Genomic DNA, 22,693 nt, shown 5'->3' on the forward strand with positions numbered 1-22,693 from the left:
ACTGGATGCCACTTTGAAGATAATAAAAACTACTCGCTTTGATGACGTCGACCACGACCTCGGGTATGAGTATCGTGGTTATAACTACGAAATACAGAGCGAAGAGGATACGTTTCTGATCAGAATTTACGATGACGAACCCGGACAGGCAACGGTGGTACGTCCGGCTTCGATGTGTAAAAACAAGAACCTCAGAAAGCTTGTCGAAATCTTACAGTCCGAGCTGGGAGTGTCCAGGGTCTCGCTTTACAAGGGGGATATAGGTTCTTACGCCGAGATCAATCTTGATAGTTTGACATTCCTTCCAGCCTGAAGCCTGCCGCGAGAAAATGCCACGTGTGTTTACAGGATCTGGGCCAAAAGCAGTCCGAAAGTAAATATATCCGCATCCCTCCCTGACTCATTGAACAAGCTGCCGGATCCCCAGAGACAAAATCAAACCACCGCATAATTGATCAATAGCTTTTTTCCTCCTTCGATACGCTGACGCGATGTCAGGTTGCGAAAGAGCGATTGCGACCATTCCATACCAAGTCATTGAAACCACCACTACGACTGCCAGCATCGACAAAAACGTGCTTGTTGACACGTGGGCGGGGGCTGCCGCTGAGAAAATAGCGGCGTAGAAGGCCATGGATTTTGGGTTGCCGATGTTCGTGATGACTCCCTGAATGAACGACTGCCGAAAGTTTCCGACGGCAGCATCATTATTGGGGGCAAGCGCGGTCTTTCCGGCATTTAGCAACAGTCGGAGTCCAAACCACATCAGATAGGCGGCCCCCAGAACTTTTACGATCAGCGCCGCCCAAGGAAACGCAGCAAATACAACGCCGATACCTGCTATTGCACAGGTGGCCCAGAGTAAGTTGACCAATACAATGCCTGCCACCAAGGCCAAGGCTTCTGGCCGCGACGCAGCTACCGCTTTGTGGACTACCGCAACGAAATTGGGTCCTGGAATAACGACACCGGCCAGGTAAACCAAAAAAACTGTCAAAACAGCGGGACCATCGATCATGTGCGTTCCTTTGCGAGCTCAGTAGTTGGAGAGGTTATCATTCGGTTCAAGATCCAACGTACCTGCTACTTTCGGTTGTCATCCGATGAGCAGACCATTTTTGACGCTTATTAAGTGATGATGTCAACGGCAGTACTCCCCAACCGCTCCCCATTAACAACCACATGCACCGTATGTACCCCCGCATAGTGCTTGCGCGTAGTGAAATCCTTAATCACCTGTCGCCGCGCCACAACCTCACTCCCAAACCCCGCCAACTCCAACGTCTTCAACTTGAAAACCTTGGCCGAAGTCCCGCCATTCGCCTTCACATAGTCAATCGCATAATCAATCACCAACCGCTGTTCAACTGGCACCAACGATCGCACGGTAAACGACAGAGTGATCGTATCCCCAAGCCGCACAACCGCCGGCTCCACCTTCACATCCAGCAATTCAACCTCAGCCTTCGCCCCAGCGCCTATAACCGTGAGCGCCCGAGAATCCCCCTGTTTGATCAAACTCCGCAACGCATGTTTGGCAATCCACGCCGTGTGCTTGTTCTCCAGCGACCACCCCTCAACCGTGTCCAGCACCCACTCCGGATGTTCTTTCGTCACGTCGTTCAAATGATTCGCCACGGATTTGCGCACGTACAAACTTTCATCGGCCTTCAACCGATCAAGAATCCCGGCGGCCAGGCGTGGATCAGCCTGCACTGGTTCCAGTCGAAACGACCACGGCAGGCGAGGGCGGCTGCCTTCGCTGGCGAGTCTTCGGACGTGGTGGTTTTCGTCTCGGGTCCAGTCGTGCATCAGTTCCAGCGAGCGTTCCAGGTCGCTGCGCAGGAAGTGGCGGATGGCGAATTCGGAGGAACCGAAGGTGGTGAAGTATTTCAGGGCCTCCATGGAAGCGTCGAACGCGTGCGCGCCGTAGCACGCGACGTAGTGCGGCAGGCACATGCTGACGAAGCCGCTGTTCAGTCGCGGGGCAAGTTCGCGCAGGACAGCGAGGGAATCTGCGTAATCCAGCGGTAGCACGTGATGCAGGCTTTCGCTGACGCGGGCCATGCGCTGCATGACGGAGAGGTCGGCGAGGCCGTCGTTGGCGTGCTTGAGAAACGCCTTGGCCTTGAACGCCGGGTACACGGCGCTCATTTCTGTGGCGATGTGTTGCAGGCGTTCGGCGTTGAAGATTTCTTTGAGGGCCGGGGCGGCGGTTTCGGTGGCGCTCATGGTCAGGTCATCGGGGTGTCGATGAACGCCTGGGTGCTTTCGGCGTACGCGGTGTATTGGGCGATGCGCGGGAAGTGATCGGCGTCGATCTGGTCGGGGACGACGAGGCCGGTGAAGCTCCAGGCGACGGCGAGAGTGATGCCGTCCTGCTGGAGAGGGCCGTCGGTGGGCAGTGGGTGTTTTTCGAGTTCATGTTCAAGGGCGGTGAAGGCGGCGGCGAGTTGGCCTTCGACGCGTTTGACCCACGGCTGGTATTGAATGTCGGCCGGGCGCAGGTTGCGTTCGTAGTAGAGCTGCACGGCTTTTTCGCAGGCGGCGAGGCCGAGACCGATCAGGCGCAAGGCTTTGGCGCGTTGCGGCAGGTCGGCGGGCAGCAGGGTTTTGCCGGACAGGGCTTCGAGATAGTCGAGGATCAGGGTCGAGTCGATCAGCACTTCGCCGTCATCAAGGATCAGGGTCGGCGCCTTGACCACCGGGTTGATCTGCTGGAAACGTTCGAAGTGGCGGAACACCGAGACCGGGTCGTGTTCCATTTCGACCCCCAGGCATTTGGCAGAGATCGCCACGCGGCGCACGTAAGGGGAGTCCAGCATGCCGATCAGTTTCATGACGCGTTCCTTCAAGTCGAACCGGGGAGGGCATAACGTAGCCGAGGTTGGGGGGATTTGTCAGTCTTTGCGAGGGGAGGGTTTTGCGTTCAGTGACCGTAACGAATTGCGACAAAGCGCCGCTCGTCCGACGTTTGTCTTCTATATACAGCCGCTCGACTGAATTTCTTGCTATAAACGCACTCCGATGAGCGCTGTGAAGCCTGTGTCAGAGCAGTTTCCGGGCCTTGTCGGACAAATTCCCGGTATTTACAGTTGCTGAGGCCTCAAACGGGCCTTAGACTGCCGCCCCTTCGTAAATTGAGTGCCGGGTGGCGTTTGCAATAAACGATGCCTTTCCGATGACCGCAGGCGGTTCGCCGGAACGCTCCCTAATTCGCCTTAATGCACGTTTTTTATAGAGATATCAATGACAAAGGACAAGTTGCTGGCCATGCCGGCAGATGACTACATGAATGCCGAGCAACACGCTTTCTTTCAAGAGCTGTTGCAGAACATGAAAGTCGAAACCCATGAGCGCATTGAGCAGAACCGTATTGCCATCGAAAGCCTGGACACCCCGGCTGACCCGGCGGACGCCGCATCGGTGGAAGAAGAGCGCACCTGGCTGGTAAACGCGATCGATCGCGACCAGCGCATGCTGCCGCAACTCGAGCAGGCCCTTGAGCGTATCAAGGAAGACAGCTTCGGCTGGTGCGACGACAGCGGCGAGCCGATCGGCCTGAAACGCCTGCTGATCAGCCCGACCACCAAGTACTGCATCGAAGCTCAAGAGCGTCACGAGCAGATCGACAAGCACCAGCGTCAGGCCTGATTCCTGAGGCGACCCCTTCAATGCGGGTCGTCGCGAAAAGATCGCAGCCTTTTGCAGTTTCTACATGAACTGCAAAAGGCTGCGATCTTTGCTTTTTCTCGTCTGCCGGAAAGTCTCCCCGCCATTCCATTGACCTGCCACAGACCCACGACTAACGGACCATGGATAATGGCGTTGTAGTGGCGTTTAATGCAGTCACAACAATGAGAACAAGCGTGGGGTAACGAAATGACGAGAGATGGATCTCTGGTTGCGGCTCTGCCTGCACCAGTTGTTTTGCCGAAGAGTCGCTGGCTGACGCCGACCCTGCAAAGCATCGCCCTGATGCTGTTGCTGGCCGGGATGAGCCTGGGTGAATGGCCCTTGTACATCGGCATGCCGCTGGCGGTGCTGATTGTCTGGCTGCCGCGCCTGCGTTCCCGGGCGGTCCCCGATGCGCAACCGGTCGACAGCAGCAACGCGATGTCCGAGCTGACTCGCGACCTTTCCTACACAACCAGTCATAACGCGCTGTCAGCCGCCGGCGTTGCGTTTTCCGTCAAAGAGCTGGCCGGCAAGCTGCAATCGCAACTCGACGCCGCCGCGCAGATCGTTAATAACGCTGAAGTCATGATCGCCACTGAGCAAGCCACTTCGCAGCTCAGCCGTGAAGCCTTGGGCGCTGCCAGCGAAGCCCATCACAGCAGCGCAGCAGGGCGCACCGAACTGGTGGACTCGATCACGCGCATGCATCAACTCAGCCAGCGCGCCAATGCCAGCCGCGAACTGATCGAAGCCTTGAGCCAGCGCAGTGATGACATCCAGCGCGTGACGCTGGTGATTCAGTCGATTGCCAGTCAGACCAATCTCCTGGCATTGAACGCCGCCATCGAAGCGGCCCGGGCCGGCGAGCACGGTCGCGGTTTTGCGGTGGTCGCGGACGAAGTACGCGGTCTGGCGGCCCGTACTGCGACGGCCACCGGCGAAGTGGGCGAGATGGTCGCCGACATCCAGCAACGCACGGCGCAGGTGGTGGAGCAGATCCGCCAGCTCTCCGACGATTTGCACACGGGCGTCGAGCAAGTCGAACACACCGGTCAGCACCTGGAAAACATCGCGCGACTGGCTGCCGGCGTAGAAACCCAAGTCGGCGAAATCGCCCGAGGCGCGGAAACCAATCGTGAACAGCTCGACAGCCTGTTCACTGCCATCGAACAGATGCGCAGTGATCTGGCGATCAGCGACCAACAGACCCGACGCTTGGCCGAGGCCGCCGTGCAGATGGAAGGGCAGGCAGAAACCATCAGCGAACGCCTGGCCGAAGTCGGGCTGGACGACTATCACCAGCGCATCTACGACCTCGCCCGCGAAGGGGCCAGCCAGATTGCCGCGCGGTTCGAGGCCGATGTCGAGCAGGGACGCATTAGTCTTGAAGACCTGTTCGACCGCCAATATCAACCGATTCCCGACACCCAGCCCGCCAAGTTCCAGACTCGTTTCGATCGCTACACCGATCAGGTGCTGCCGGCCATTCAGGAACCGTTACTGCCGCGTCACGAAGGTCTGGTGTTCGCCATCGCCTGCACGCAGCAGGGTTATGTGCCGACCCACAATCAGGCATTCAGCCAACCGCTGACCGGTAATGTGCAGGTCGATACCGTCAACAATCGCACCAAACGCAAATTTGCCGACCGCACCGGAATCCGTTGCGGCAGCCACCAGCAACCGGTGCTGTTGCAGACTTACACCCGCGATACCGGCGAGTTGATGCACGACCTGTCGGTGCCGATCATGGTCAAGGGCCGGCATTGGGGCGGGTTGCGTCTGGGCTACAAACCCGAAAATCCGCGCTGAGGCATTGTTGCCGGAACTGCAATTAATCTGTGCAGCGGCGTTGCTGTTTCCTCTTGATCCAAATCATTAACATGCCCACATAGTTAGGTTGCTAATGAAGTTGGGAGGTCAACATGCAATGCAGAGTCGATGTCGCGGTGATGATCGGCAGCGGCGTACCTGCCGGGCTGCGCGCGATGGGACAAAGTGTCTGCTGGGTGGTGCTGCTCAATGGTGAACGCCGCGGCACCGCTTTCGCGAGTCGTAATGAAGCGGAAGAGTGCAGGGCCGCATGGCTTGCGCAATTGAGCGCTGAAACCGGTGACAGCCTGCACTGATCAAGATTACTTGCCCCGGTGCAGGCGCACATTCAGCTCATCGACCATGATGGCTTCCTCGCCATCGGCCCGTAGCCACTCCTTGAGCATCTGCGCCTGCTGCGGGCTCCAGAAGTCGGCGTCGATCAGCTTGGTATCGGCGTCCAGCGGATGGGCTTCGATGAAGTCGTCGATCGCCGTTTCCTCCGAAGGCAGCCCTAATTGATCGAACAGAGTTGTCAGGTTGTAAGCAGGCAGTTCCATGGTGTACTCCTTGAAGGATGGCGGGGTCGGTCACTCTCTTTATCTGAGGTGCTCGTCGGCCAGGAGTTCGATCCGCGATTCCAGTGAACGGGCGAGGGCGCAGGCGGCGTTGTGATCCTCGCGGAAACCTCTGACAAGCCCCGTCGACTTTTCCCTGATATGGAAAAAGCCATTGCCCGCCGGGATCACCTGAAACAACGGTGCCTGACCGCAAGACTCGATTGTAGGAACAGTCTCAAAGCCTGGAGTGTTCAGGACAAAGGCAGGTTCGTGAGTCACGGCAAAATGCGTCATAGTGCACATATGAAGTCCTTTTCATGGATTGACCCGCATTTACAGGGTGTTGCGGGTAGTCGTGAACAGCATCGCTGCTCTAGAATCGCCAACACCTGTTGACGGCATGGCACTATCTAAAGCAATTTTTTGCGTGCGATATGTCGGAAAAGTGATTTTCTTGGTGAGTTTTTTCCCTAAAGTTCGTAGTCAGTTTTCTCTGGCTGAACGTGACGCGTTTTCCTTCAACATTTGGAGAACGTCTTTGCAGGTTTCGTGAGTGGCATTCCAGTAGTCTTGTGCAACTCGCGTTGAATGAGCACTTCGCTCGCTCAGGCGTATATTCGAGTCATCGCGCAACACCTTCGGCCTGGCCGATTTTTTCTGCCGTGCGCGCTTTTCGCGTACGGCACTCTTTTCAAGTGTGGGGATGTTTCTTTGGCAGTCAGTAACCTCGATATGCATGCTTTGTTCGTGCTGGGTGATTTGCGGGCAAAGCTGGTCAAGCAGTTTCAATCGCGTTTTGTTTACATCACCGAGCAAAACGCCGAAGGCATTTACGTTGCCGAGATCGACACCGAAAGCGCATTGGTGGTCGATGACAAACCTGGCCTCAAGCTCAAGGTCGGTGATCATTTCAGCGCGTCGGTGCTGCCGAGCCGTGAAGGCGGCAAGATGGACATCCGCTTTCGCGAAATCAAAATGACTGTGTACGGCTTGGGCGACTACGCGTTCGTCACCACGGCCGACGGCCATGCCATTGTGTTCAAGGAAGGCCACAGCGCGGTCACCGTGTTCGCCGCCAATGAACAACTGCAGGAAGGCCTGACCAAGACCCTGAAAGCCGTCACCGCCAAAGCCGCCAAGTGGCGCAAGGGCGAACTGGTGACCTTCAAGGCCAGCGAGTGAGCCGCGCCGATTTCCATTTGCAGAACCTCGACAGCGCCCGTGAAGAAGCACGTCGATTGTTCACTGCAAAGGCCGAAATGAAGAGCGCCTGGCTGGGGTGGGTCGCCTCGCAGATCTACGCCTTGCAGCCTGCGGAATACGCCAGCATGGTCAGACGCGAGCTGAAGAACCTGCAGGAAATTTCTGAAAAGTAGCCTCATCCGTGTCATGCCCCTGAAAAAGCAGGAACCTCGTCTACAGTCAGTTGACTGAGTATTCAGAGGCTTGCGGTCTTCTGTCAGGCCATCCTGCTATTGCTGTGAACAGCACGAGGTGCAAAAGCATGAACGGATTTCGACGGTTGCTGGCCGCTGGCCTGACCTCCTTCGGCTTGATGACGGCGGTGCCTGCGGTGAGCGCGGCACAGGCGCCGATCCACTTTGCCGACCTGAACTGGGAAAGCGGCAGCCTGATCACCGACGTCCTGCGGATCATCGTCGAGAAGGGTTACGGCCTGCCGACCGATACCTTGCCGGGCACCACCATCACCCTTGAGACTGCGCTGGCCAACAATGACATTCAGGTCATCGGCGAAGAGTGGGCCGGGCGCAGTCCGGTATGGGTCAAGGCCGAGGCCGAAGGCAAGGTCGTCAGCCTGGGCGACACGGTCAAAGGCGCCACCGAAGGCTGGTGGGTGCCGGAGTACGTGATCAAGGGCGATCCGGCCAAAGGCATCAAGCCATTGGCGCCGGAGCTGCGCAGTGTCAGCGATCTAAAGAAGTACAAGGACGTGTTCAAGGATCCGGAAACCCCGAGCAAGGGACGGTTCCTCAACAGCCCGATCGGCTGGACATCGGAGGTGGTCAACAAGCAGAAGCTCACGGCTTATGGCTTGCAGGATGATTTCGTCAATTTCCGCAGCGGCTCCGGTGCGGCACTGGATGCGGAAATCAGCTCATCGATCCGTCGGGGCAAACCGGTGCTGTTCTATTACTGGTCGCCGACCCCTCTGCTCGGTAAGTTCAAGCTGATCCAGCTGGAAGAGCCGCCTTTTGATGCCGAGGCCTGGAAAACCCTGACCGACGCCGATAACCCCAATCCGAAACCGACCCGTTCACTGGCCTCTAAGCTGTCGATCGGGGTGTCCACGCCGTTCCAGAAGCAGTATCCGCAGATTGCCGAGTTTTTCAGCAAGGTCGATTTTCCGATTGATGACCTGAACAAGGCGCTGGCCGAAATGAGCGAGAAACACACGGCGCCCCGGGATGCGGCGGTGGCGTTCATGAAGGCGCATCCGGATGTGTGGCAGGCGTGGTTGCCGAAGGATGTGGCAGATAAGGTTTCAGCTGATTTGAAATAGAGGCCGTAACGACGGGCCTTATCGCGGGCAAGCCCGCTCCCACAGGTTTTTCGGTGTGCTCTGAGCTTTGAAAACACATCGATTCCTGTGGGAGCGGGTTTGCCCGCGAAGCTTTTAGAAGCGGGTTTGCACAGCCAGCTCAAAGGTGCGCGGTGAGCCGAGGTAATACGCCGGCGATACATGGGCGAACTCGGCATACACCTCATTCGTCAGGTTGCGCACCCGCCCGGTCACGGTGGTGTGCGAATCCACCTGGTAGCTGAGGAAGCTGCCAAACAGCGTGTACGACGGCACGGTCATGGTGTTGGCCGTGTCGGCGAACACCGATGCCACATACCGAGCATCGACCCCGCCTTGCCATTGCGGCGAGAAATCGTAGGTCAGCCACAGATTGCCGACCCGGTCCGGCACGTTGGTCGGTGTGTTGCCTTTGCGGGAAACCACTACGCCGGCGGCGTTCTTTTCGTTGAACTCATCGTATTGCGCATCGACCCAGGCGAAGTTGCCTTCGGCCAGCAGCTTGTCGGTGATCCTGAGCGAGCTGGCAATCTCGATGCCCTTCGAAGTCTGTTGGCCGACCGGAATGCTGCTAGTCGGGTCCATCGGATCCGTCACCGCGAAGTCCTTGCGCTCGATGGTGTAGGCGGCCACTGTCGCCGAGCCGCGCCCGTTCAGGTAGTCGAACTTGCTGCCGATTTCCCATTGCTTGCCGGTCGAGACATCGAAGTCCTGGGTGCCATTGGGTTGCTCGGCGGCGTTGCTGTATTGCACGTACACATTGGCTGACGGAATGAACTGGTATGTCAGGCCGATGCGCCCGGTGACCGGTTCCCAGCTACGTTTGAGATGGCGCGGGTTACTCGCGGTCACCGTGCGATGGTTGGTCACGTCGAGGTCGATATCGTCGTACCGCAGGCCAGTAAGCAGCGAGAGCTTGTCAGTCAGTGCCAGGCGGTTTTCGGCAAACAGCGCTTTGGTGGTGATTTCGTTGGTCTTGTCGCTGACGAAACCCGGCATCGTTCCGGGAATGTCATAGAAATGCCCCGGTCGGTAGTTGTTCGGGTTCACCGTGCTGGCGCCTTTGACGTTCAGCGGCGAGTTGGTGGTCTGGTTGACCTTGTACTCGAATCCGCCGGACCAGGTGGTGTCGAGGCCGAACAGGCTGTTGTCGTGGCGCAGTTCGAACTGGTTGCCGTTCTGCTCGCCCTGGTGTCGCACCTGATACGCAGTGGAGCGGTTCACGGCGCTGTTGTCGGCGTTGTATTGATAGGTTTCCAGGTTGCGGTAATCGCGCTGGCTGTCGAGGTGATAGAGGGTGTTGCGCAGGGTGGTGCTGTCGTTGATCCGGTAGTCGATGATCGAGCGCACCCAGATGGTCCGCTGCTCGTAGCGGCCGTCCTCGACGTTGTAGTTGTTGAAGCGGTTGTGCTTGCCGATTTTCAACTCGCCGGCCTTGGGGTTGAGCACCGGCGTGCCCCAGTACGGGCTGTCCTCGTGTTCGTCCTGATATTCCAGGGCCAGGGTGTGCGACAGGTTCGGCGTCAGGTCGCTGAGCAGCGAGAACGCCACGCTCCAGGCATCGCGCTCTTGGCGGTCGATGTAGCCGTTGCTGGTGTTGTGGCTGACGTCGAGACGCGCGTAATGCTGCACCTCGGCGCCGGGTTCGGTCAGCGCGTGGTTGAGGCCGAATGCGGTTTCGGTAGTGTCGTAGGTGCCGTAGCTGACCCGACCTTCGATGGCTTGCTCGTCGCGCGTGGCCAGTTTGGTCACGTAGTTCAGCGAGCCACCGACCGAGCCTGCGCCGTTGATCAGCGACGAGGGGCCGCCGACCAATTCCACCCGATCATAAATCCATGAATCTACGGGGCGAGCCAGGCCGCCGGAAACGTTCACGCCATTGAACATCTGGGTGATCTGGCTGCTGGTAAAACCGCGATAGGAGACGAACCCGCCAAAGCCCGGCGGCGCACTGGCGTTCACCCCCGGCAAGGTGTTGGCCGCGTCCTGAAAGTTTTGTGAACCGTGACGCTCGATGTCATTGCGGTTGGCGATCGCCACCGAGGCCGGAGTGTCGCGTACGCTCAAACCAAGGCGCGAGGCCATGCCGCTGGACTGGTCGAGGCTCAGGCCCGGTTCGACGCCGGACTCGCCGTCAATGGTGATCGGCGCCAGATCCACGGTGGATTGCGCCCAGACGTTGACGGACAGGCAGCCGCAAAGGCTCGCCAGCAAGGTAAGTTGTTTCATCGATTGAATCCTGAATACTTGTCTAGGAGTCAGCGCACAGGCGAACGCCGCGCGTTGGCGCAGTAGGCTGACAAATCAAAAAGGCAAGGACACTCAGGCGAGGGGCGGGGCGCGAGGGTTGGCCGAAGGCCAGATAAAGCGGGCAGGGAGGTCGGCGCTGACGATGACCGGCAGCGGCGGGCTGTGTTGTTCCGGCAGGATCGCCAGGGTCAGGCTGGAGTTGAATGCCGGACCCATGCCACCGGTAGAGCACAGCGGGCAGCCGAAGGCCTTGGCCAGAGTCGGCAGTTTTTCTTCGGCGGGACTCGAGGCGAGCGGCGCTTGGGTGCTCGGGTCGACGGCGCAGAACTGGCCGCCGATACCGTTGAGCTGCATGCCGACCATTTGTCCGTGACCGATGCTGCAGGCGAACACGTTGAACAGGACGCAGCAATAGAGCATCCAGGCCAGCAGTGAGCGATCGGTACGGGTGAATTTCATGGGGCGGCACTTTACCGCACCGCCGACCGGTCGTGCACATGGAAAAATGCCGACTAGGATGTTTTGTTCAAATCCCTTTAAAGGATTCTCGACCATGACCTTTGTGTTGGCTCAATGGCTGGTGGCGATATTTGCGGTGATCAGCCTGATGCATGTGTATTGGGCGATGGGTGGGCAGTGGGCGGCCGTGGCGGTGGTGCCGCAGGTTCCGGTTGACAACGGCGGACTGACGCTCAGGCCGGCGTTCAAGCCGTCAGGCTGGATCACGCTGGTGGTGGCGGCAGCCCTGCTACTGATTGCCGCACTGGTGTGCATGCGAGTGGGGTGGTGGCTGCCCGCCGTGCATCACTGGGCGCTGCAATGGGTGATCAGCGCGATTGCGCTGCTGATGTTTGCGCGGGCAATCGGCGATTCGGAGCTGGTGGGGTTTTTCAAGGAAGTGAAGGGGTCGCGATTTGCCCGGCTCGACACTTGGGTTTACTCGCCGCTGTGTCTGATATTGGGAGCCGGGCTGTTGGCTGTCGCCTGGATCTAACTGCCGGTTTCAGTACGCCGGCTGCTGACCTCGGCCGGCACGTCATCCCCGGCCATGCGCTTGCGGAACAATGCCGCCCGCGCCAGCAGCAGGGTGGTCACTGGCACGGTGATCGAAAGCAGAATCGGGATCAGCCATGCGTGCAGCACCGGCCCGGATTTGAGCGCGGAAAAACAGATGATCGACGCCAGCGCCACGCACCACGCGCCCAACGTCGAGGCCAGCGCCGGCGGGTGCATGCGCTGGAAGTAATCTTTCATCCGCAGCAGGCCGGTCGCGCCGATCAGGGCGAACACGCCGCTGAGGACCAGCAGGATCGCCACCGGGATTTCCACCCAGAGAGACAGTTCAGCGTTCATTCGATCACCTCGCCACGCAGGAGGAACTTCGCCAAAGCAAACGAGCCGACGAAGCCGAACAGCGCGATCAGCAGCGCCGCTTCGAAGTAGGTGTCACTGGCATAACGAATCCCCAGGGTCAGCATCATCAGCATGGCGACGATGTACAGGTAATCCAGTGCCAGTACCCGGTCTTGCGCCGACGGGCCTTTGAACAGGCGTACCAGCGTGAGGACCATGGCCAGTGAAAACAGGAACAGCGTCAGCAGAATCGCGTTCGACAGCAGCGGGCTCATTCGAAAATCTCCATCAACGGCCGCTCGTAAGTGACCTTGAAGTGCTGGATGAATTGCGCCTCGTCATCCAGATTCCAGACGTGCAGCAACAGAACGCTGCGATCCAGCGCCAGCTCCGACCACACCGTGCCGGGCACGACCGTACAGATCATCGACAGCGCCGCCAGACCGTTGGCATCGCGAAGGTCCAGCGGCACCTTGATGAAGCGTGAACGAAGCGGCCGACGACCGGCGTTGAGAACGCCCCAAGCCACTTGCAGGTTCGAGACGATCACATCGCGCCCGACCAGCAGAAACAATCGCAGGATCGTGCCCGGGCGGCGGATGTGAATCCGTTGCGGGCGCAGCTTGCGCATCATCAGTGGAGCGCTGAAACCGAGTACGGCACCCAGCAGCAGATTGCCCGGGCTGACCGACAGGTTCAGCACCAGCCAGAGCAACCACAGCGCAAGCGACAGCCAAGGAGCAGGAAACAGACGTTTCATGGTTGCACCTCCAGCAGCGCAGCCTTGGCTTCCGGGCTGGGTATGGCGCGGGTGCCGAGCACCGCCATCACGTATTGCTGCGGATTGTTCAGGGCATCTGCGGCTGCCTGGGTGTAACGCAGCAGCGGTTCAGCCTTGAAGGTCAGCGCGATGCTCAGGCCGAGCAGCAGGAAAATCGGCGTGCATTCCAGTTTGCGCAGCAGCGGCGACGGTCGCTCTTCAGGCGACCAGAAGCGCTGGATGCCCAGGCGCGAGAACGCCATCAGCGAGCCGAGTCCGGTGAGGATCAGCAGGGCCAGCAACGCCCATGCGGCATTCGAGATCGATTCGCCGGCGCCGAGGCCCAGCGGGTTGAGCAGGGCGCCGATCAGGCTCAGCTTGCCGATGAAACCGGACAGCGGCGGCATGCCAATGATCAGCAGCGCGCAGGCAATGAAGCTCAGGCCGAGGAAGGCCATGGTCCACGGGATCACCTGACCGACCACGGCTTTCTGATCGTCGTCGAGGTTGATGCCCTTCACCGGACGCTGCCACTCCTGCGGACGCGGCAGCAGTTCGTTTTCGTCTTCCAGCGGCACTTCGATGGCGGTGCGCGAACGTTCGATCAACTCGGCCAGCAGGAACAGCGCGCTCAGCGCCAGGGTCGAGCTGACCAGATAGAACAGCGCGGCGCCAATCAGGTTCGGCTGGGCAAAACCCACGGCCGACAGCAGGATCCCCGCCGACACCAGAATGCTTAGGCTAGCCATGCGTTCCAGGCGTTGCGCGGCAATGATTGCCACGCCCGCACCGGCCATGGTCGCCATGCCGCCGTAGATCAGCCAGTCACCGCCGAAGTAAGCCGAAGCGCCCGCTTGGCCCGAGAACAGCAGCGTCCACAGACGTAGCAAGGTGTAGACGCCGACCTTGGTCATGATCGCGAACATCGCCGCCACCGGCGCGCTGGCCGACGAGTAGGCCGGCACCAGCCAGAAATTCAGCGGCCACATGCCGGCCTTGGCCAGGAACGCCACGGCCAGAATCCCCGCGCCGGCGTGCAGCAGGCCACGGTCGGCCTCCGGCACCAGCGGGATCTTCAGGGCCAGATCCGCCATGTTCAGCGTGCCGGTCACACCGTAGATCAGCGCCGCGCCGATCAGGAACAGCGACGACGCCAGCAGGTTGATCGAGATGTAATGCAGCCCCGACGACACCCGCGCCCGGCCCGAACCATGAAGCAACAGGCCGTAGGACGCCGCGAGCAGCACTTCGAAGAATACGAACAGGTTGAACAGGTCCGCCGTCAGGAATGCGCCGTAAAGGCCCATCAACTGAATCTGGAACAAGGCGTGAAAGCTCGACCCGGCGCCGTCCCAGCGGGCCATGGCGAACAGCAGGGCGCTGACGCCGATGATCCCGGTCAGCACCAGCATCAATGCCGACAGACGATCGACCACCAGCACGATGCCGAACGGCACCTGCCAGTTGCCCGGCAGATAAACCCCAATCGAGCCGGGCACGCCGGTGGTCTGGGTCCATTGCAGCAACATCACTGAAATGCCGAGGCCGAGGAGGCTGGAGAACAGGTTGATTTTCGCCTTCAGTGGTCGGTGCTTCTCGCCGAGCATCAGCATGATGGCGGCGGTCAGCAGCGGCAGCAGGATCGGTGCGGCGATCAGGTGAGTCATCGCCGTCATTCCTTGGGCTCCCTTCCGTCAACGTGGTCGGTGCCGGTCAGGCCCCGTGAGGCCAGCAGCACCACCAGAAACAAAGCGGTCATGGCGAAGCTGATGACGATGGCCGTCAGCACCAGCGCCTGGGGCAGCGGGTCGGTGTAATTGAGCAGATCCTGCGGCACGCCGTCCTTGATGATCGGCTCCTTGCCGATGAACAGGCTGCCCATGCTGAAGATGAACAGGTTGACGCCGTAGGACAGCAGGCACAGGCCCATCACCACCTGGAACGTCCGTGGCCGCAGAATCAGCCAGACCCCGGAGGCGGCGAGCACGCCGATGGCGATTGCGATGACTTCTTCCATCAGACGGCTCCTTTGGCGGCAGCGGTTTTGTGGCCCCGGACCGATTGGTGGGCGAGGGCGGTGAGGATCAGCAAGGTCGAGCCGACCACCACGGCGTAGACGCCGATATCGAAGAACAGCGCGCTGGCGATATGGATGTCACCGAGCAGCGGCAAGCTGAAATGCCAGGTGTGGGTGGTGAGGAATGGATACCCGACCGCCATCGCCCCGAGCCCGGTGACGGTGGCGAACAGCAGGCCGGTGCCCATCCAGCGCAGTGGGCGCAGGCTCATTTGCGCCTCGACCCACTGGGTGCCGGCGACCATGTATTGCAGGATGAACGCCACCGACATCACCAGACCGGCGACGAAACCGCCGCCCGGCTGGTTATGCCCGCGCATGAACAGGTAGAACGACACCACCAGCGCAATCGGCAGCAGCAGGCGCACCAGTACCGCCGGCACCATCATGAAACCGAGCGCGGTGTCGCTGGCCGAACGCGGGTTGACCAGATCGGTGACCACGTCGGGGGCGAGCAGGCGCTGCTGAGCCGGCAGTTGCAGGCTTTCTTTCGGCGGGCGGAAGCGACGCAGCAGGGCGAATACGGTCAGCGCTACGGCGGCGAGCACCGTGATTTCGCCAAGGGTGTCGAAACCACGGAAATCCACCAGCATCACGTTGACCACGTTGCTTCCGCCGCCCTCGGGCAGGGCGCGGCTCAGGTAGAACGAAGAAATGTCGTTCGGCGTCTGGCGGGTCAGCATCGCGTAGGACAGCAACGCCATGCCGCCACCGACGGCAATCGACAGCAGCAAGTCGCGCAGACGCCGGACCCGCGCCTTGCGCAGGCTGCTTGGCAGTGGCGAAACCTCTTCGATCCGCCGTGGCAGCCAGCGCAGGCCGAGCAGGATCAACACGGTGGTCACCACTTCGACCACCAGTTGCGTCAGGGCCAGATCCGGCGCCGAGAACCAGACGAAGGTCACGCACGTCATTAGCCCGCAGACGCTGACCATGGTCAGGGCCGCGAGACGGTGATACTTGGCCTGCCACGCGGCGCCGAGGGCGCAGGCGATTGCCAGCAGCCACAGGGTCACGAACACGATCGAGCCAGGGATCTTCGGCCGGTCGCCCCAGCTCAGGCTGCTGTGCAGCATTGGGATCAGGCCGGCCAGCACTGCCGCCAACACCATCAGGAACAGCTGGGTTTGCAGACGCTTGGTGCCGATGCGCCGCTCCAGCCGCCGGGCCAGGCGCATCATCGCCACCAGACTGCGCTCGAACATTCGCTTGCCGTTGAGGCGGCCCGCCAGCGGCGGACACTTGAAGCGGCCGCGCTTGAGCTGGTTGCGCAGTAGCAGATACAGCACGATGCCGCCGGACATGGCGATCAGGCTCATGATCATCGGTGCATTGAGGCCGTGCCAGATCGCCAGGCTGTATTCCGGCAGCACGCCACCCACCACCGGCAAGGCGGCAGCGGCCAGCAACGGGCCTACAATTTGGGCCGGGAAAATCCCCACCAGCAAACAGGTGAAGACCAGCACCTCAACTGGCGCGCGCATCCAGCGTGGCGGTTCGTGCGGGGTGTGCGGCAGGTCGGTGGCGGTCGGGCCGAAGAACACATCAACAGTGAAGCGCAGTGAATAGGCCACGCTGAACGTGCCGGCAATCGTCGCGACGATAGGCAACGCGGCTTCGACCCACGCCGTGGCGTTGATGAACACGGTTTCGGCGAAGAACATTTCTTTCGACAGGAAACCGTTGAGCAGCGGCACCCCGGCCATGGATGCACTGGCCACCATCGCCAGGGTGGCGGTGAACGGAATCAGTTTGAACAGGCCGTTGAGTTTGCGGATGTCGCGGGTGCCGCTTTCGTGGTCGATGATCCCCGCGGCCATGAACAGCGAAGCCTTGAAGGTCGCGTGGTTGAGAATGTGGAACACCGCCGCCACGGCGGCCAGCGGGCTGTTCAGGCCGAGCAGCAGCGTGATCAGGCCGAGATGGCTGATGGTCGAGTAGGCCAGCAGTCCTTTGAGATCGTTCTGGAACATCGCGCAGTACGCGCCGAGCAATAGCGTGGCGGCACCGGCGCCGCTGACGATGTAGAACCATTCTTCGCTGCCGGACAGCGACGGCCACAGCCGGGCCAGCAGGAAAACCCCTGCCTTGACCATGGTCGCCGAATGGAGGTACGCCGAAACCGGTGTGGGCGCCGCCATCGCGTGCGGCAGCCAGAAGTGGAAGGGGAACTGGGCGCTTTTGCTGAGGGCGCCGATAAGAATGAGGGGAAGCAGGATAGGGTAGAGTGCATGTGCGCGAATCAGATCGCCGGCGGCCAGGACCTTGTCCAGGTCATAGCTGCCGACCACATGGCCGAGAATCATGACCCCCGCCAGCAGACACAACCCCCCCGCACCGGTGACCATCAACGCCATGTACGCACCACGGCGCGCGTCGTGGCGGTGGTGCCAATAGCCGATCAACAGGAACGAGAAGAGGCTGGTCAGCTCCCAGAAGAACACGATCTGGATCAGGTTGCCGGAGATCACCAGCCCCAGCATGGCGCCCATGAACGCCAGAAAGAACGCAAAGAAACGCGGCACCGGATCGTCCGGCGACATGTAATAACGGGCATATAAGGAAACGAGGGTGCCGATGCCCAGCACCAGCATCGAGAACAGCCAGGCGAAGCCGTCCATGCGCAGGACGAAGTTCAGGCCCAGGCTGGGCAGCCACGTGAATTCTTCGCGGATCACGCCGCCGTGGGCGATCTGCGGGTATAGCAGCGCGACCGAGACAGTCCCGACCAGTGCGACCAGACCTGCCAGCAGGGATTCGGCGTTACGTGCGTTGTGCGGCAGCACGGCTGCCAGACAGCTGCCCAGAAAAGGCAGAAGCAGTAGAACTATCAGGGACATAGGCTTCTAATCTGCGGAAGTTTGTGAAGCATCATACGTGCCAGCTCCCGGATCGCCAAACGCGAGGATGTCTCTGAATCCTACAAAGTAGCCGTAAAACCCGCGTTTAGCCTTCGGTCTCGTGCTCCAATTCTTCCGTGACCGTTTGTGTCTCTTTGCCTTTGGTCTTCAATTCACTGACGATCACTGCCGCCACGATCAGCCCCGCACCCACCAATGCAATCGCTGGCAAACGCTCCCCCGCGATGCGCCCGACGATTCCGGCCCACACCGGCTCACCGGCGTAGATCAAGGTCGCTCGGGTCGGCGAAACACTTTTCTGCGCCCAGTTCATCGCCACCTGAATCGCCGCACTCATCGCGCCCAGGCCCAGAGCCGTACTCAGCAACAGCCACGAGAAGTCCGGAATCGCCTCGCCGGTCGGTACCACCATCAAAAACGACAGCACCGAAGTCGTCGCCAATTGCACAACGGTTACGCGACGCACATCGACCTGCCCGGCATAGTTGCTGATCAGGATGATTTCGGCTGCTATCGCGATGGCGCTGATCAGCGTGGCGATTTCACCGGGGCTGAAATTCAGCGAAGCACCGGACGGCCCGGAAAGCAGCATCAGCCCGGTAAACGCCAGCATGATGCCAATGCTCGGCATCAAACCCGGGCGCCGGCCGAGAACCAGCCATTGCAGCAGAGGCACGAACGGCACGTACAGCGCGGTGATGAACGCCGACTGGCTGCTTGGAATGCTCTGCAAACCGACAGTCTGCAAACCGTAACCGAGCAGGATCGCAACGCCGATAAAGGCACCGGCCTTGAGTTCGAACAGGGTCAGCTCACGCAGGTGCTTCCAGGAGAACAGCGCAACGATGCCCGCGGCGGCAGCAAAGCGCAGGCCGACGAAAAACATCGGACCGCTGACGGTCATCGCGTGCTGCACCAGCAGGAAGGTGCCGCCCCAAAGCATGGTGATCAGCACCAGCACGCACTCGGCTTTGCTGAACCGGGAAAACCGCAGGGGAGTTTGAGGGGAGTTGGCTGACGTCATGACCTTGCGCACTTTTAAGGAGGGGACGCACAATGCGCCAAATGTTGCGCAGTATACTGCCCAACCCCAGCCAGTGAGCAATATAGTGCACAAAGATTCCGTTCAGCGGGCTTCGGTCCTGCAACACGTCAGCCAGAACGTCCGACGCCTGCGCCACGCCGCCGACATGAGCCAGACGGCCCTCGCGGAAAAGTCCGGGGTCAGCCGGCGGATGCTGGTGGCCATCGAGGCCGGCGAGAAGAATGTCAGCCTGACCACCCTCGACCGCGTCGCCGAAGCCCTCGAGGTGGCCTTCAGCGATCTGATCCAGGCGCCGGATAACCGCGATCCCGGCCGTATCAACGAACTGGCCTGGGCCGGCAGCATCCCCGGCAGCAAAGCCGTTTTGCTATCCAAGGCCAACGCCACCCGAGCGGTGGAACAGTGGGAGTGGTGCCTGCAACCGGGTGAGGTCTATCCCTCGCAACCGGACGCCGAAGGCTGGAGCGAACAGATTTTCGTGTTCGAAGGCTGCCTGACGCTGATGCTCGGCGATCAACCTCAGCGCATCGCCGCTGGGGAGTTTTTCATGTTCGCCAGCAACCAGCCGCACACCTATCGCAATGACGGGGAAGTCGCGGCGCGGTTCGTGCGCAATGTGGTGATCTGACTGTTGCAGGGCCGACAGCGGATAAACAGATTGCTCCATCCTGCGTGCAGACTGCTTTAGGTTGTTATCTCAATCTATTGATAAATAAAGAAAATATATTCAGGCATGACTCCTGCTATGGGTTCTGGATCCTCATCCGGAAACCACGGAGTCGCCTCACATGATCGCTTCAAATCAAACCGCTAAACGCCTCCTGAACATCGGGAGTAACGTCTGATGCCCCGCGAAATCCGTCTCAACGCCTTCGACATGAACTGCGTCGGTCATCAGTCGCCGGGCCTGTGGGCTCACCCTCGGGATCGCTCCTGGCAGTACAAGGATCTGGAGTACTGGACCGATCTGGCGAAAATCCTTGAGCGCGGCAAGTTCGACGGTTTGTTTATCGCCGATGTGCTGGGCATCTACGACGTGTACAACGGTAATGGCGAGGCAGCCATCCGGCAGGCGGCGCAGGTGCCGGTCAACGATCCGTTGCAACTGATCCCGCCGATGGCGCTGGTCACCGAGTACCTGGGGTTTGGTCTGACCGCTTCGTTGTCCTTCGAGCATCCGTATCCATTCGCACGACGCCTGTCGACCCTCGATCACCTGACCAAGGGCCGTGCCGGATGGAACATCGTCACCTCTTATCTGGAGAGCGGCGCGAAGAACATCGGCCAGCAAGCCCAGACCGAACATGACGCACGCTACGACTTCGCCGAAGAATACCTCGAGGTCTGCTACAAACTCTGGGAAGGCAGTTGGGAAGAGGGCGCGATTCTGCGCGATCGCGAACGGCGGATCTTCAGTGACCCGAGCAAAATTCACGAGATTCGCCACCACGGGAAACACTTTCAGGTGCCGGGCATTCACCTTTGCGAACCGTCGCCGCAGCGCACGCCGGTTCTCTATCAGGCGGGTGCTTCCAGCCGGGGCAAGCAGTTTGCCGCCGAGCATGCCGAATGCGTTTTTGTCGCTGCCCCGTCGAAAGTGCTGCTGAAGAAAACTGTGGCCGACATCCGCCGCCGCGCCGCCGAGGCCGGGCGCGATCCGTCGAAGATCCTGATCTTCAACCTGCAAACCGTGATCCTCGGCGAAACCGACGCCAAGGCCAAAGCCAAATTCGAAGAATACAAATCCTGGGTCAGCTACGAAGGCGCGATGGCGCTGATTTCCGGCTGGACCGGCATCGACTTCAGCCGCTTCAAACCGGACGAACCGCTCAGGCATGTGCACACCAACGCGATTCAATCGGCGGTCGAGGCGTTTTCCACGGCGGATCCGAACAAGGTCTGGACCCCCAACGAACTGGCCGACTGGGTCGGCATCGGCGGGTTCGGCCCGTTGTTCGTCGGCAGCCCGGAAACGGTGGCGGACCTGTTGCAGGAATGGGTCGACGAAACCGACGTCGACGGCTTCAACCTGGCCTACGCGCTGACCCACGAAACCTTCATCGACGCCGTGGAATTGCTGGTGCCGGAGTTGCAGAAGCGCGGTGTCTACAAGACCGAGTACGCGCCGGGGACCTTGCGCGAGAAGCTGTTTGGCGAAGGGCCGAGACTGCCGGAGGTTCATCCGGGCAGCGGCTATCGAAACCTCGGCGAGCTGCATCGGCAGGAGAAAAAAGTCGCGTCCGTCTAGACGCCTTCGCAGCGTCTGAATGACACTGCCTTGAGCAAACCCTCTGCAGCGAGAACGGCATGACTCAAACCGATACGACCGCACTGCGTCACGCCGACATCCTGATTGTCGGCGGCGGCCTCAGCGGCACGATGCTGGCGGTGCAATTGCTGCGTTTGCCGGGGCGCAGAAAGATTCTGGTGATCGAGCCCCGGGCCGAGCTGGGCCGGGGCGAAGCGTACAGTGCGGTGGAACTGGGCCACACGCTTAACGGCAACGCGGCGCGGATGAGCGTCGATCCGGACAATGCCGATGACCTGACCCAGTGGCTGACCGCTCACATCGCCGGTGGCGGCTGGCCGGAGTCGGATCAGCAACATGTGCCGGTCAGCGAACTGTTTCCACCTCGGGGGCTGTTTGGCATGTATGTGCAACAGCGTCTCGCCGAAGCGCAGCAGGTTGGCGCGCAACACGGTTCTACGGTCGAGCATGTGCGCGCCGAAGTGGTCGATGTTCAGGCCTCCAGTGATTCCGTGCAGCTCACCTTGAGTAACGGTCAGCAATTGCTCGGGGCTTTTGCCGTGTTGGCGACCGGGATGTTCCCGGCTGCCCGCACCCCGCAAAAGGAGTCCAGCGGCCTCAACGCGGCGGCACTCGATCCGTGGGATGTCGCGGCCATGCGCCAGCTCGATCCGCAATCGACGGTGCTGATCATCGGCTCGGGCCTGACCATGGTCGATGCCGTGGTGTCGCTGGAGCAGGCCGGGCATCGCGGGCCGATCGAGGTGTTTTCCCGGCACGGGTTGTTGCCCCATGTGCGTCGGCAACCGCCCGCGTGGGTGGACTTCCTCGCCGAGGATCACAGCATTCGCACACCACGCCAGTTACTGCGCGAATTGCGCCGGCATTGCCGCGACGCCATCGCACAGGGCATCGACTGGCAGGCGCCGCTTGACACCGTGCGTGCGCACATCGGCCGGTTATGGAGTCAGGCCAGCGATGTGCAGCGCCGGCAATTCGTGCGGCATGTGCGGCCGTGGTGGGAAAGTCATCACCATCGTTCGCCGCCGCTGAGTGCGGAACTGGTCGAGCGTCTGCACCGGGAAGGGCGATTGCGCATTCATGCGGCGTCTTACAAGGGTCTTGAGCCTGCATCGGGCGACGGCGTGAGTATCCTCATTCGCCCTCGCGGTGAGGCCGAAACCCGCGTAGTGCAGGGCGCGGCGTTGATCAATTCCAGCGGCATCGAATACGACTGGCGCCGGGTCGCGCGACCTTTGCCGCAGCAGTTGCTGGCGCGCGGTCTGGTTCGTCCAGGGCCGCTGGCACTGGGGATCGCGGCAGAGGTGGACGGTGCGGTGCTGGATGTCGAGGGCCGGGTCTCGAACCGCCTGTTTGCCATGGGCCCGCCGTTGCGTGGCATGTGGTGGGAAAGCACCGCCGTCACCGATGTGGCGTTGCAGGCCAAGGCACTGGCCGCGCGACTGGTTCGCTGATGCCCAAATGCAAGAAACCCCGCTTCGGCGGGGTTTCC

The 22,693-nt window shown here is 60.5% G+C and carries 24 protein-coding genes; 10 read left to right on the plus strand and 14 right to left on the minus strand.

Going from position 1 to position 22,693, the window contains the following annotated elements:
- Positions 1-400: 400 nt before the first annotated feature.
- From CAF74_RS09370 to CAF74_RS09380, 3 genes are all read right to left on the minus strand, one after another.
- Positions 401-1,018 (minus strand): LysE family translocator, encoded by a 618-nt coding sequence (locus tag CAF74_RS09370; RefSeq protein ID WP_085746164.1) that lies wholly within the window; start codon positions 1,016-1,018, stop codon positions 401-403.
- A 110-nt stretch (positions 1,019-1,128) separates the two neighbouring features.
- Positions 1,129-2,232, minus strand: coding sequence for a DNA alkylation repair protein (locus CAF74_RS09375; RefSeq protein ID WP_085746165.1), 1,104 nt, complete (start codon positions 2,230-2,232; stop codon positions 1,129-1,131).
- A 2-nt stretch (positions 2,233-2,234) separates the two neighbouring features.
- Positions 2,235-2,840 (minus strand): glutathione S-transferase, encoded by a 606-nt coding sequence (locus CAF74_RS09380; protein ID WP_085746166.1) that lies wholly within the window; start codon positions 2,838-2,840, stop codon positions 2,235-2,237.
- Positions 2,841-3,249: 409 nt separating this feature from the next.
- Here CAF74_RS09380 and CAF74_RS09385 point away from each other — a divergent pair, with 409 nt between their 5' ends.
- The 3 genes from CAF74_RS09385 (at position 3,250) to CAF74_RS09395 (ending at position 5,804) form a co-directional block, all read left to right on the plus strand.
- A complete protein-coding gene (locus CAF74_RS09385; RefSeq protein WP_039767046.1) occupies positions 3,250-3,654 on the plus strand; it encodes a TraR/DksA C4-type zinc finger protein in 405 nt (134 codons plus the stop codon).
- Positions 3,655-4,263: 609 nt separating this feature from the next.
- Positions 4,264-5,487, plus strand: a complete 1,224-nt coding sequence (locus tag CAF74_RS09390) for a methyl-accepting chemotaxis protein (RefSeq protein ID WP_371857331.1) — start codon at positions 4,264-4,266, stop codon at positions 5,485-5,487.
- Between the two features lie 113 nt (positions 5,488-5,600).
- Positions 5,601-5,804, plus strand: coding sequence for a hypothetical protein (locus CAF74_RS09395; RefSeq protein ID WP_039767042.1), 204 nt, complete (start codon positions 5,601-5,603; stop codon positions 5,802-5,804).
- 6 nt (positions 5,805-5,810) lie between these two features.
- On the opposite strand, the gene CAF74_RS09400 is transcribed toward CAF74_RS09395, so the two are convergent.
- Complete coding sequence (locus tag CAF74_RS09400) at positions 5,811-6,047, minus strand: DUF2789 family protein (protein ID WP_039767041.1); 237 nt, start codon at positions 6,045-6,047, stop codon at positions 5,811-5,813.
- Positions 6,048-6,086: 39 nt separating this feature from the next.
- The gene (locus CAF74_RS09405) at positions 6,087-6,350 is read right to left on the minus strand and encodes a hypothetical protein (RefSeq protein ID WP_085746168.1); all 264 of its coding nucleotides are present in this window, start codon (positions 6,348-6,350) and stop codon (positions 6,087-6,089) included.
- A 408-nt stretch (positions 6,351-6,758) separates the two neighbouring features.
- Here CAF74_RS09405 and CAF74_RS09410 point away from each other — a divergent pair, with 408 nt between their 5' ends.
- The 3 genes from CAF74_RS09410 (at position 6,759) to CAF74_RS09420 (ending at position 8,568) form a co-directional block, all read left to right on the plus strand.
- Positions 6,759-7,229 carry a hypothetical protein gene (locus tag CAF74_RS09410; protein WP_007950541.1) on the plus strand — a complete coding sequence of 157 codons (471 nt, stop codon included), beginning with the start codon at positions 6,759-6,761 and terminating at the stop codon, positions 7,227-7,229.
- On the plus strand, positions 7,226-7,423 hold the full coding sequence (locus CAF74_RS09415; RefSeq protein ID WP_085746169.1) for a hypothetical protein: 198 nt from the start codon (positions 7,226-7,228) through the stop codon (positions 7,421-7,423). The genes CAF74_RS09410 and CAF74_RS09415 overlap by 4 nt, the downstream gene beginning before the upstream one ends.
- A gap of 128 nt (positions 7,424-7,551) precedes the next feature.
- Positions 7,552-8,568: an ABC transporter substrate-binding protein gene (locus CAF74_RS09420; RefSeq protein WP_085746170.1), complete on the plus strand. Its 1,017-nt coding sequence runs from the start codon at positions 7,552-7,554 to the stop codon at positions 8,566-8,568.
- A 114-nt stretch (positions 8,569-8,682) separates the two neighbouring features.
- On the opposite strand, the gene CAF74_RS09425 is transcribed toward CAF74_RS09420, so the two are convergent.
- Both CAF74_RS09425 and CAF74_RS09430 read right to left on the minus strand, forming a co-directional pair.
- Entirely contained in the window at positions 8,683-10,815 is a 2,133-nt protein-coding gene (locus CAF74_RS09425; protein WP_085746171.1) for a TonB-dependent siderophore receptor, read from the minus strand.
- A gap of 93 nt (positions 10,816-10,908) precedes the next feature.
- Positions 10,909-11,295 (minus strand): DUF2946 domain-containing protein, encoded by a 387-nt coding sequence (locus CAF74_RS09430; RefSeq protein WP_085746172.1) that lies wholly within the window; start codon positions 11,293-11,295, stop codon positions 10,909-10,911.
- A 94-nt stretch (positions 11,296-11,389) separates the two neighbouring features.
- Here CAF74_RS09430 and CAF74_RS09435 point away from each other — a divergent pair, with 94 nt between their 5' ends.
- Positions 11,390-11,830 (plus strand): DUF3995 domain-containing protein, encoded by a 441-nt coding sequence (locus CAF74_RS09435; protein WP_085746173.1) that lies wholly within the window; start codon positions 11,390-11,392, stop codon positions 11,828-11,830.
- On the opposite strand, the gene CAF74_RS09440 is transcribed toward CAF74_RS09435, so the two are convergent.
- From CAF74_RS09440 to CAF74_RS09470, 7 genes are all read right to left on the minus strand, one after another.
- Entirely contained in the window at positions 11,827-12,189 is a 363-nt protein-coding gene (locus CAF74_RS09440; RefSeq protein WP_007950534.1) for a Na+/H+ antiporter subunit G, read from the minus strand. The genes CAF74_RS09435 and CAF74_RS09440 overlap by 4 nt on opposite strands.
- Positions 12,186-12,464: a K+/H+ antiporter subunit F gene (locus tag CAF74_RS09445; RefSeq protein ID WP_011334688.1), complete on the minus strand. Its 279-nt coding sequence runs from the start codon at positions 12,462-12,464 to the stop codon at positions 12,186-12,188. Before CAF74_RS09445 ends, CAF74_RS09440 begins: the two co-directional genes overlap by 4 nt.
- The gene (locus tag CAF74_RS09450) at positions 12,461-12,949 is read right to left on the minus strand and encodes a Na+/H+ antiporter subunit E (RefSeq protein ID WP_085746174.1); all 489 of its coding nucleotides are present in this window, start codon (positions 12,947-12,949) and stop codon (positions 12,461-12,463) included. The genes CAF74_RS09445 and CAF74_RS09450 overlap by 4 nt, the downstream gene beginning before the upstream one ends.
- Positions 12,946-14,625: a monovalent cation/H+ antiporter subunit D gene (locus tag CAF74_RS09455; protein WP_085746175.1), complete on the minus strand. Its 1,680-nt coding sequence runs from the start codon at positions 14,623-14,625 to the stop codon at positions 12,946-12,948. The genes CAF74_RS09450 and CAF74_RS09455 overlap by 4 nt, the downstream gene beginning before the upstream one ends.
- Entirely contained in the window at positions 14,622-14,966 is a 345-nt protein-coding gene (locus tag CAF74_RS09460) for a Na+/H+ antiporter subunit C (protein WP_003192163.1), read from the minus strand. The genes CAF74_RS09455 and CAF74_RS09460 overlap by 4 nt, the downstream gene beginning before the upstream one ends.
- The gene (locus tag CAF74_RS09465; RefSeq protein WP_085746176.1) at positions 14,966-17,866 is read right to left on the minus strand and encodes a monovalent cation/H+ antiporter subunit A; all 2,901 of its coding nucleotides are present in this window, start codon (positions 17,864-17,866) and stop codon (positions 14,966-14,968) included. Before CAF74_RS09465 ends, CAF74_RS09460 begins: the two co-directional genes overlap by 1 nt.
- A 106-nt stretch (positions 17,867-17,972) precedes the next feature.
- Entirely contained in the window at positions 17,973-18,911 is a 939-nt protein-coding gene (locus CAF74_RS09470) for a DMT family transporter (protein ID WP_085602922.1), read from the minus strand.
- A gap of 85 nt (positions 18,912-18,996) precedes the next feature.
- On the opposite strand from CAF74_RS09470, the gene CAF74_RS09475 reads away from it, so the two are divergent.
- The 3 genes from CAF74_RS09475 to CAF74_RS09485 all read left to right on the plus strand — a co-directional run bounded on the left by CAF74_RS09475 (position 18,997) and on the right by CAF74_RS09485 (position 22,655).
- Complete coding sequence (locus CAF74_RS09475; RefSeq protein WP_007950529.1) at positions 18,997-19,560, plus strand: helix-turn-helix domain-containing protein; 564 nt, start codon at positions 18,997-18,999, stop codon at positions 19,558-19,560.
- Positions 19,561-19,776: 216 nt separating this feature from the next.
- A complete protein-coding gene (locus tag CAF74_RS09480; RefSeq protein WP_085746177.1) occupies positions 19,777-21,180 on the plus strand; it encodes an LLM class flavin-dependent oxidoreductase in 1,404 nt (467 codons plus the stop codon).
- A 59-nt stretch (positions 21,181-21,239) separates the two neighbouring features.
- Positions 21,240-22,655, plus strand: coding sequence for an FAD/NAD(P)-binding protein (locus CAF74_RS09485; RefSeq protein ID WP_085746178.1), 1,416 nt, complete (start codon positions 21,240-21,242; stop codon positions 22,653-22,655).
- Positions 22,656-22,693 lie beyond the last annotated feature (38 nt).

Source organism: Pseudomonas sp. R45(2017), assembly GCF_002112305.1.
Taxonomy (GTDB): Bacteria; Pseudomonadota; Gammaproteobacteria; order Pseudomonadales; family Pseudomonadaceae; genus Aquipseudomonas; species Aquipseudomonas paraglycinae.

Coding starts and splice junctions, on each gene's coding strand:
- CAF74_RS09370 (WP_085746164.1), bottom strand. CDS start 1,018: ATGATCGATGGTCCCGCTGTTTTGACAGTTTTTTTGGTTTACCTGGCC.
- CAF74_RS09375 (WP_085746165.1), bottom strand. CDS start 2,232: ATGAGCGCCACCGAAACCGCCGCCCCGGCCCTCAAAGAAATCTTCAAC.
- CAF74_RS09380 (WP_085746166.1), bottom strand. CDS start 2,840: ATGAAACTGATCGGCATGCTGGACTCCCCTTACGTGCGCCGCGTGGCG.
- CAF74_RS09385 (WP_039767046.1), top strand. CDS start 3,250: ATGACAAAGGACAAGTTGCTGGCCATGCCGGCAGATGACTACATGAAT.
- CAF74_RS09390 (WP_371857331.1), top strand. CDS start 4,264: ATGATCGCCACTGAGCAAGCCACTTCGCAGCTCAGCCGTGAAGCCTTG.
- CAF74_RS09395 (WP_039767042.1), top strand. CDS start 5,601: ATGCAATGCAGAGTCGATGTCGCGGTGATGATCGGCAGCGGCGTACCT.
- CAF74_RS09400 (WP_039767041.1), bottom strand. CDS start 6,047: ATGGAACTGCCTGCTTACAACCTGACAACTCTGTTCGATCAATTAGGG.
- CAF74_RS09405 (WP_085746168.1), bottom strand. CDS start 6,350: ATGTGCACTATGACGCATTTTGCCGTGACTCACGAACCTGCCTTTGTC.
- CAF74_RS09420 (WP_085746170.1), top strand. CDS start 7,552: ATGAACGGATTTCGACGGTTGCTGGCCGCTGGCCTGACCTCCTTCGGC.
- CAF74_RS09425 (WP_085746171.1), bottom strand. CDS start 10,815: ATGAAACAACTTACCTTGCTGGCGAGCCTTTGCGGCTGCCTGTCCGTC.
- CAF74_RS09430 (WP_085746172.1), bottom strand. CDS start 11,295: ATGAAATTCACCCGTACCGATCGCTCACTGCTGGCCTGGATGCTCTAT.
- CAF74_RS09435 (WP_085746173.1), top strand. CDS start 11,390: ATGACCTTTGTGTTGGCTCAATGGCTGGTGGCGATATTTGCGGTGATC.
- CAF74_RS09440 (WP_007950534.1), bottom strand. CDS start 12,189: ATGAACGCTGAACTGTCTCTCTGGGTGGAAATCCCGGTGGCGATCCTG.
- CAF74_RS09445 (WP_011334688.1), bottom strand. CDS start 12,464: ATGAGCCCGCTGCTGTCGAACGCGATTCTGCTGACGCTGTTCCTGTTT.
- CAF74_RS09450 (WP_085746174.1), bottom strand. CDS start 12,949: ATGAAACGTCTGTTTCCTGCTCCTTGGCTGTCGCTTGCGCTGTGGTTG.
- CAF74_RS09455 (WP_085746175.1), bottom strand. CDS start 14,625: ATGACGGCGATGACTCACCTGATCGCCGCACCGATCCTGCTGCCGCTG.
- CAF74_RS09460 (WP_003192163.1), bottom strand. CDS start 14,966: ATGGAAGAAGTCATCGCAATCGCCATCGGCGTGCTCGCCGCCTCCGGG.
- CAF74_RS09465 (WP_085746176.1), bottom strand. CDS start 17,866: ATGTCCCTGATAGTTCTACTGCTTCTGCCTTTTCTGGGCAGCTGTCTG.
- CAF74_RS09470 (WP_085602922.1), bottom strand. CDS start 18,911: ATGACGTCAGCCAACTCCCCTCAAACTCCCCTGCGGTTTTCCCGGTTC.
- CAF74_RS09480 (WP_085746177.1), top strand. CDS start 19,777: ATGCCCCGCGAAATCCGTCTCAACGCCTTCGACATGAACTGCGTCGGT.
- CAF74_RS09485 (WP_085746178.1), top strand. CDS start 21,240: ATGACTCAAACCGATACGACCGCACTGCGTCACGCCGACATCCTGATT.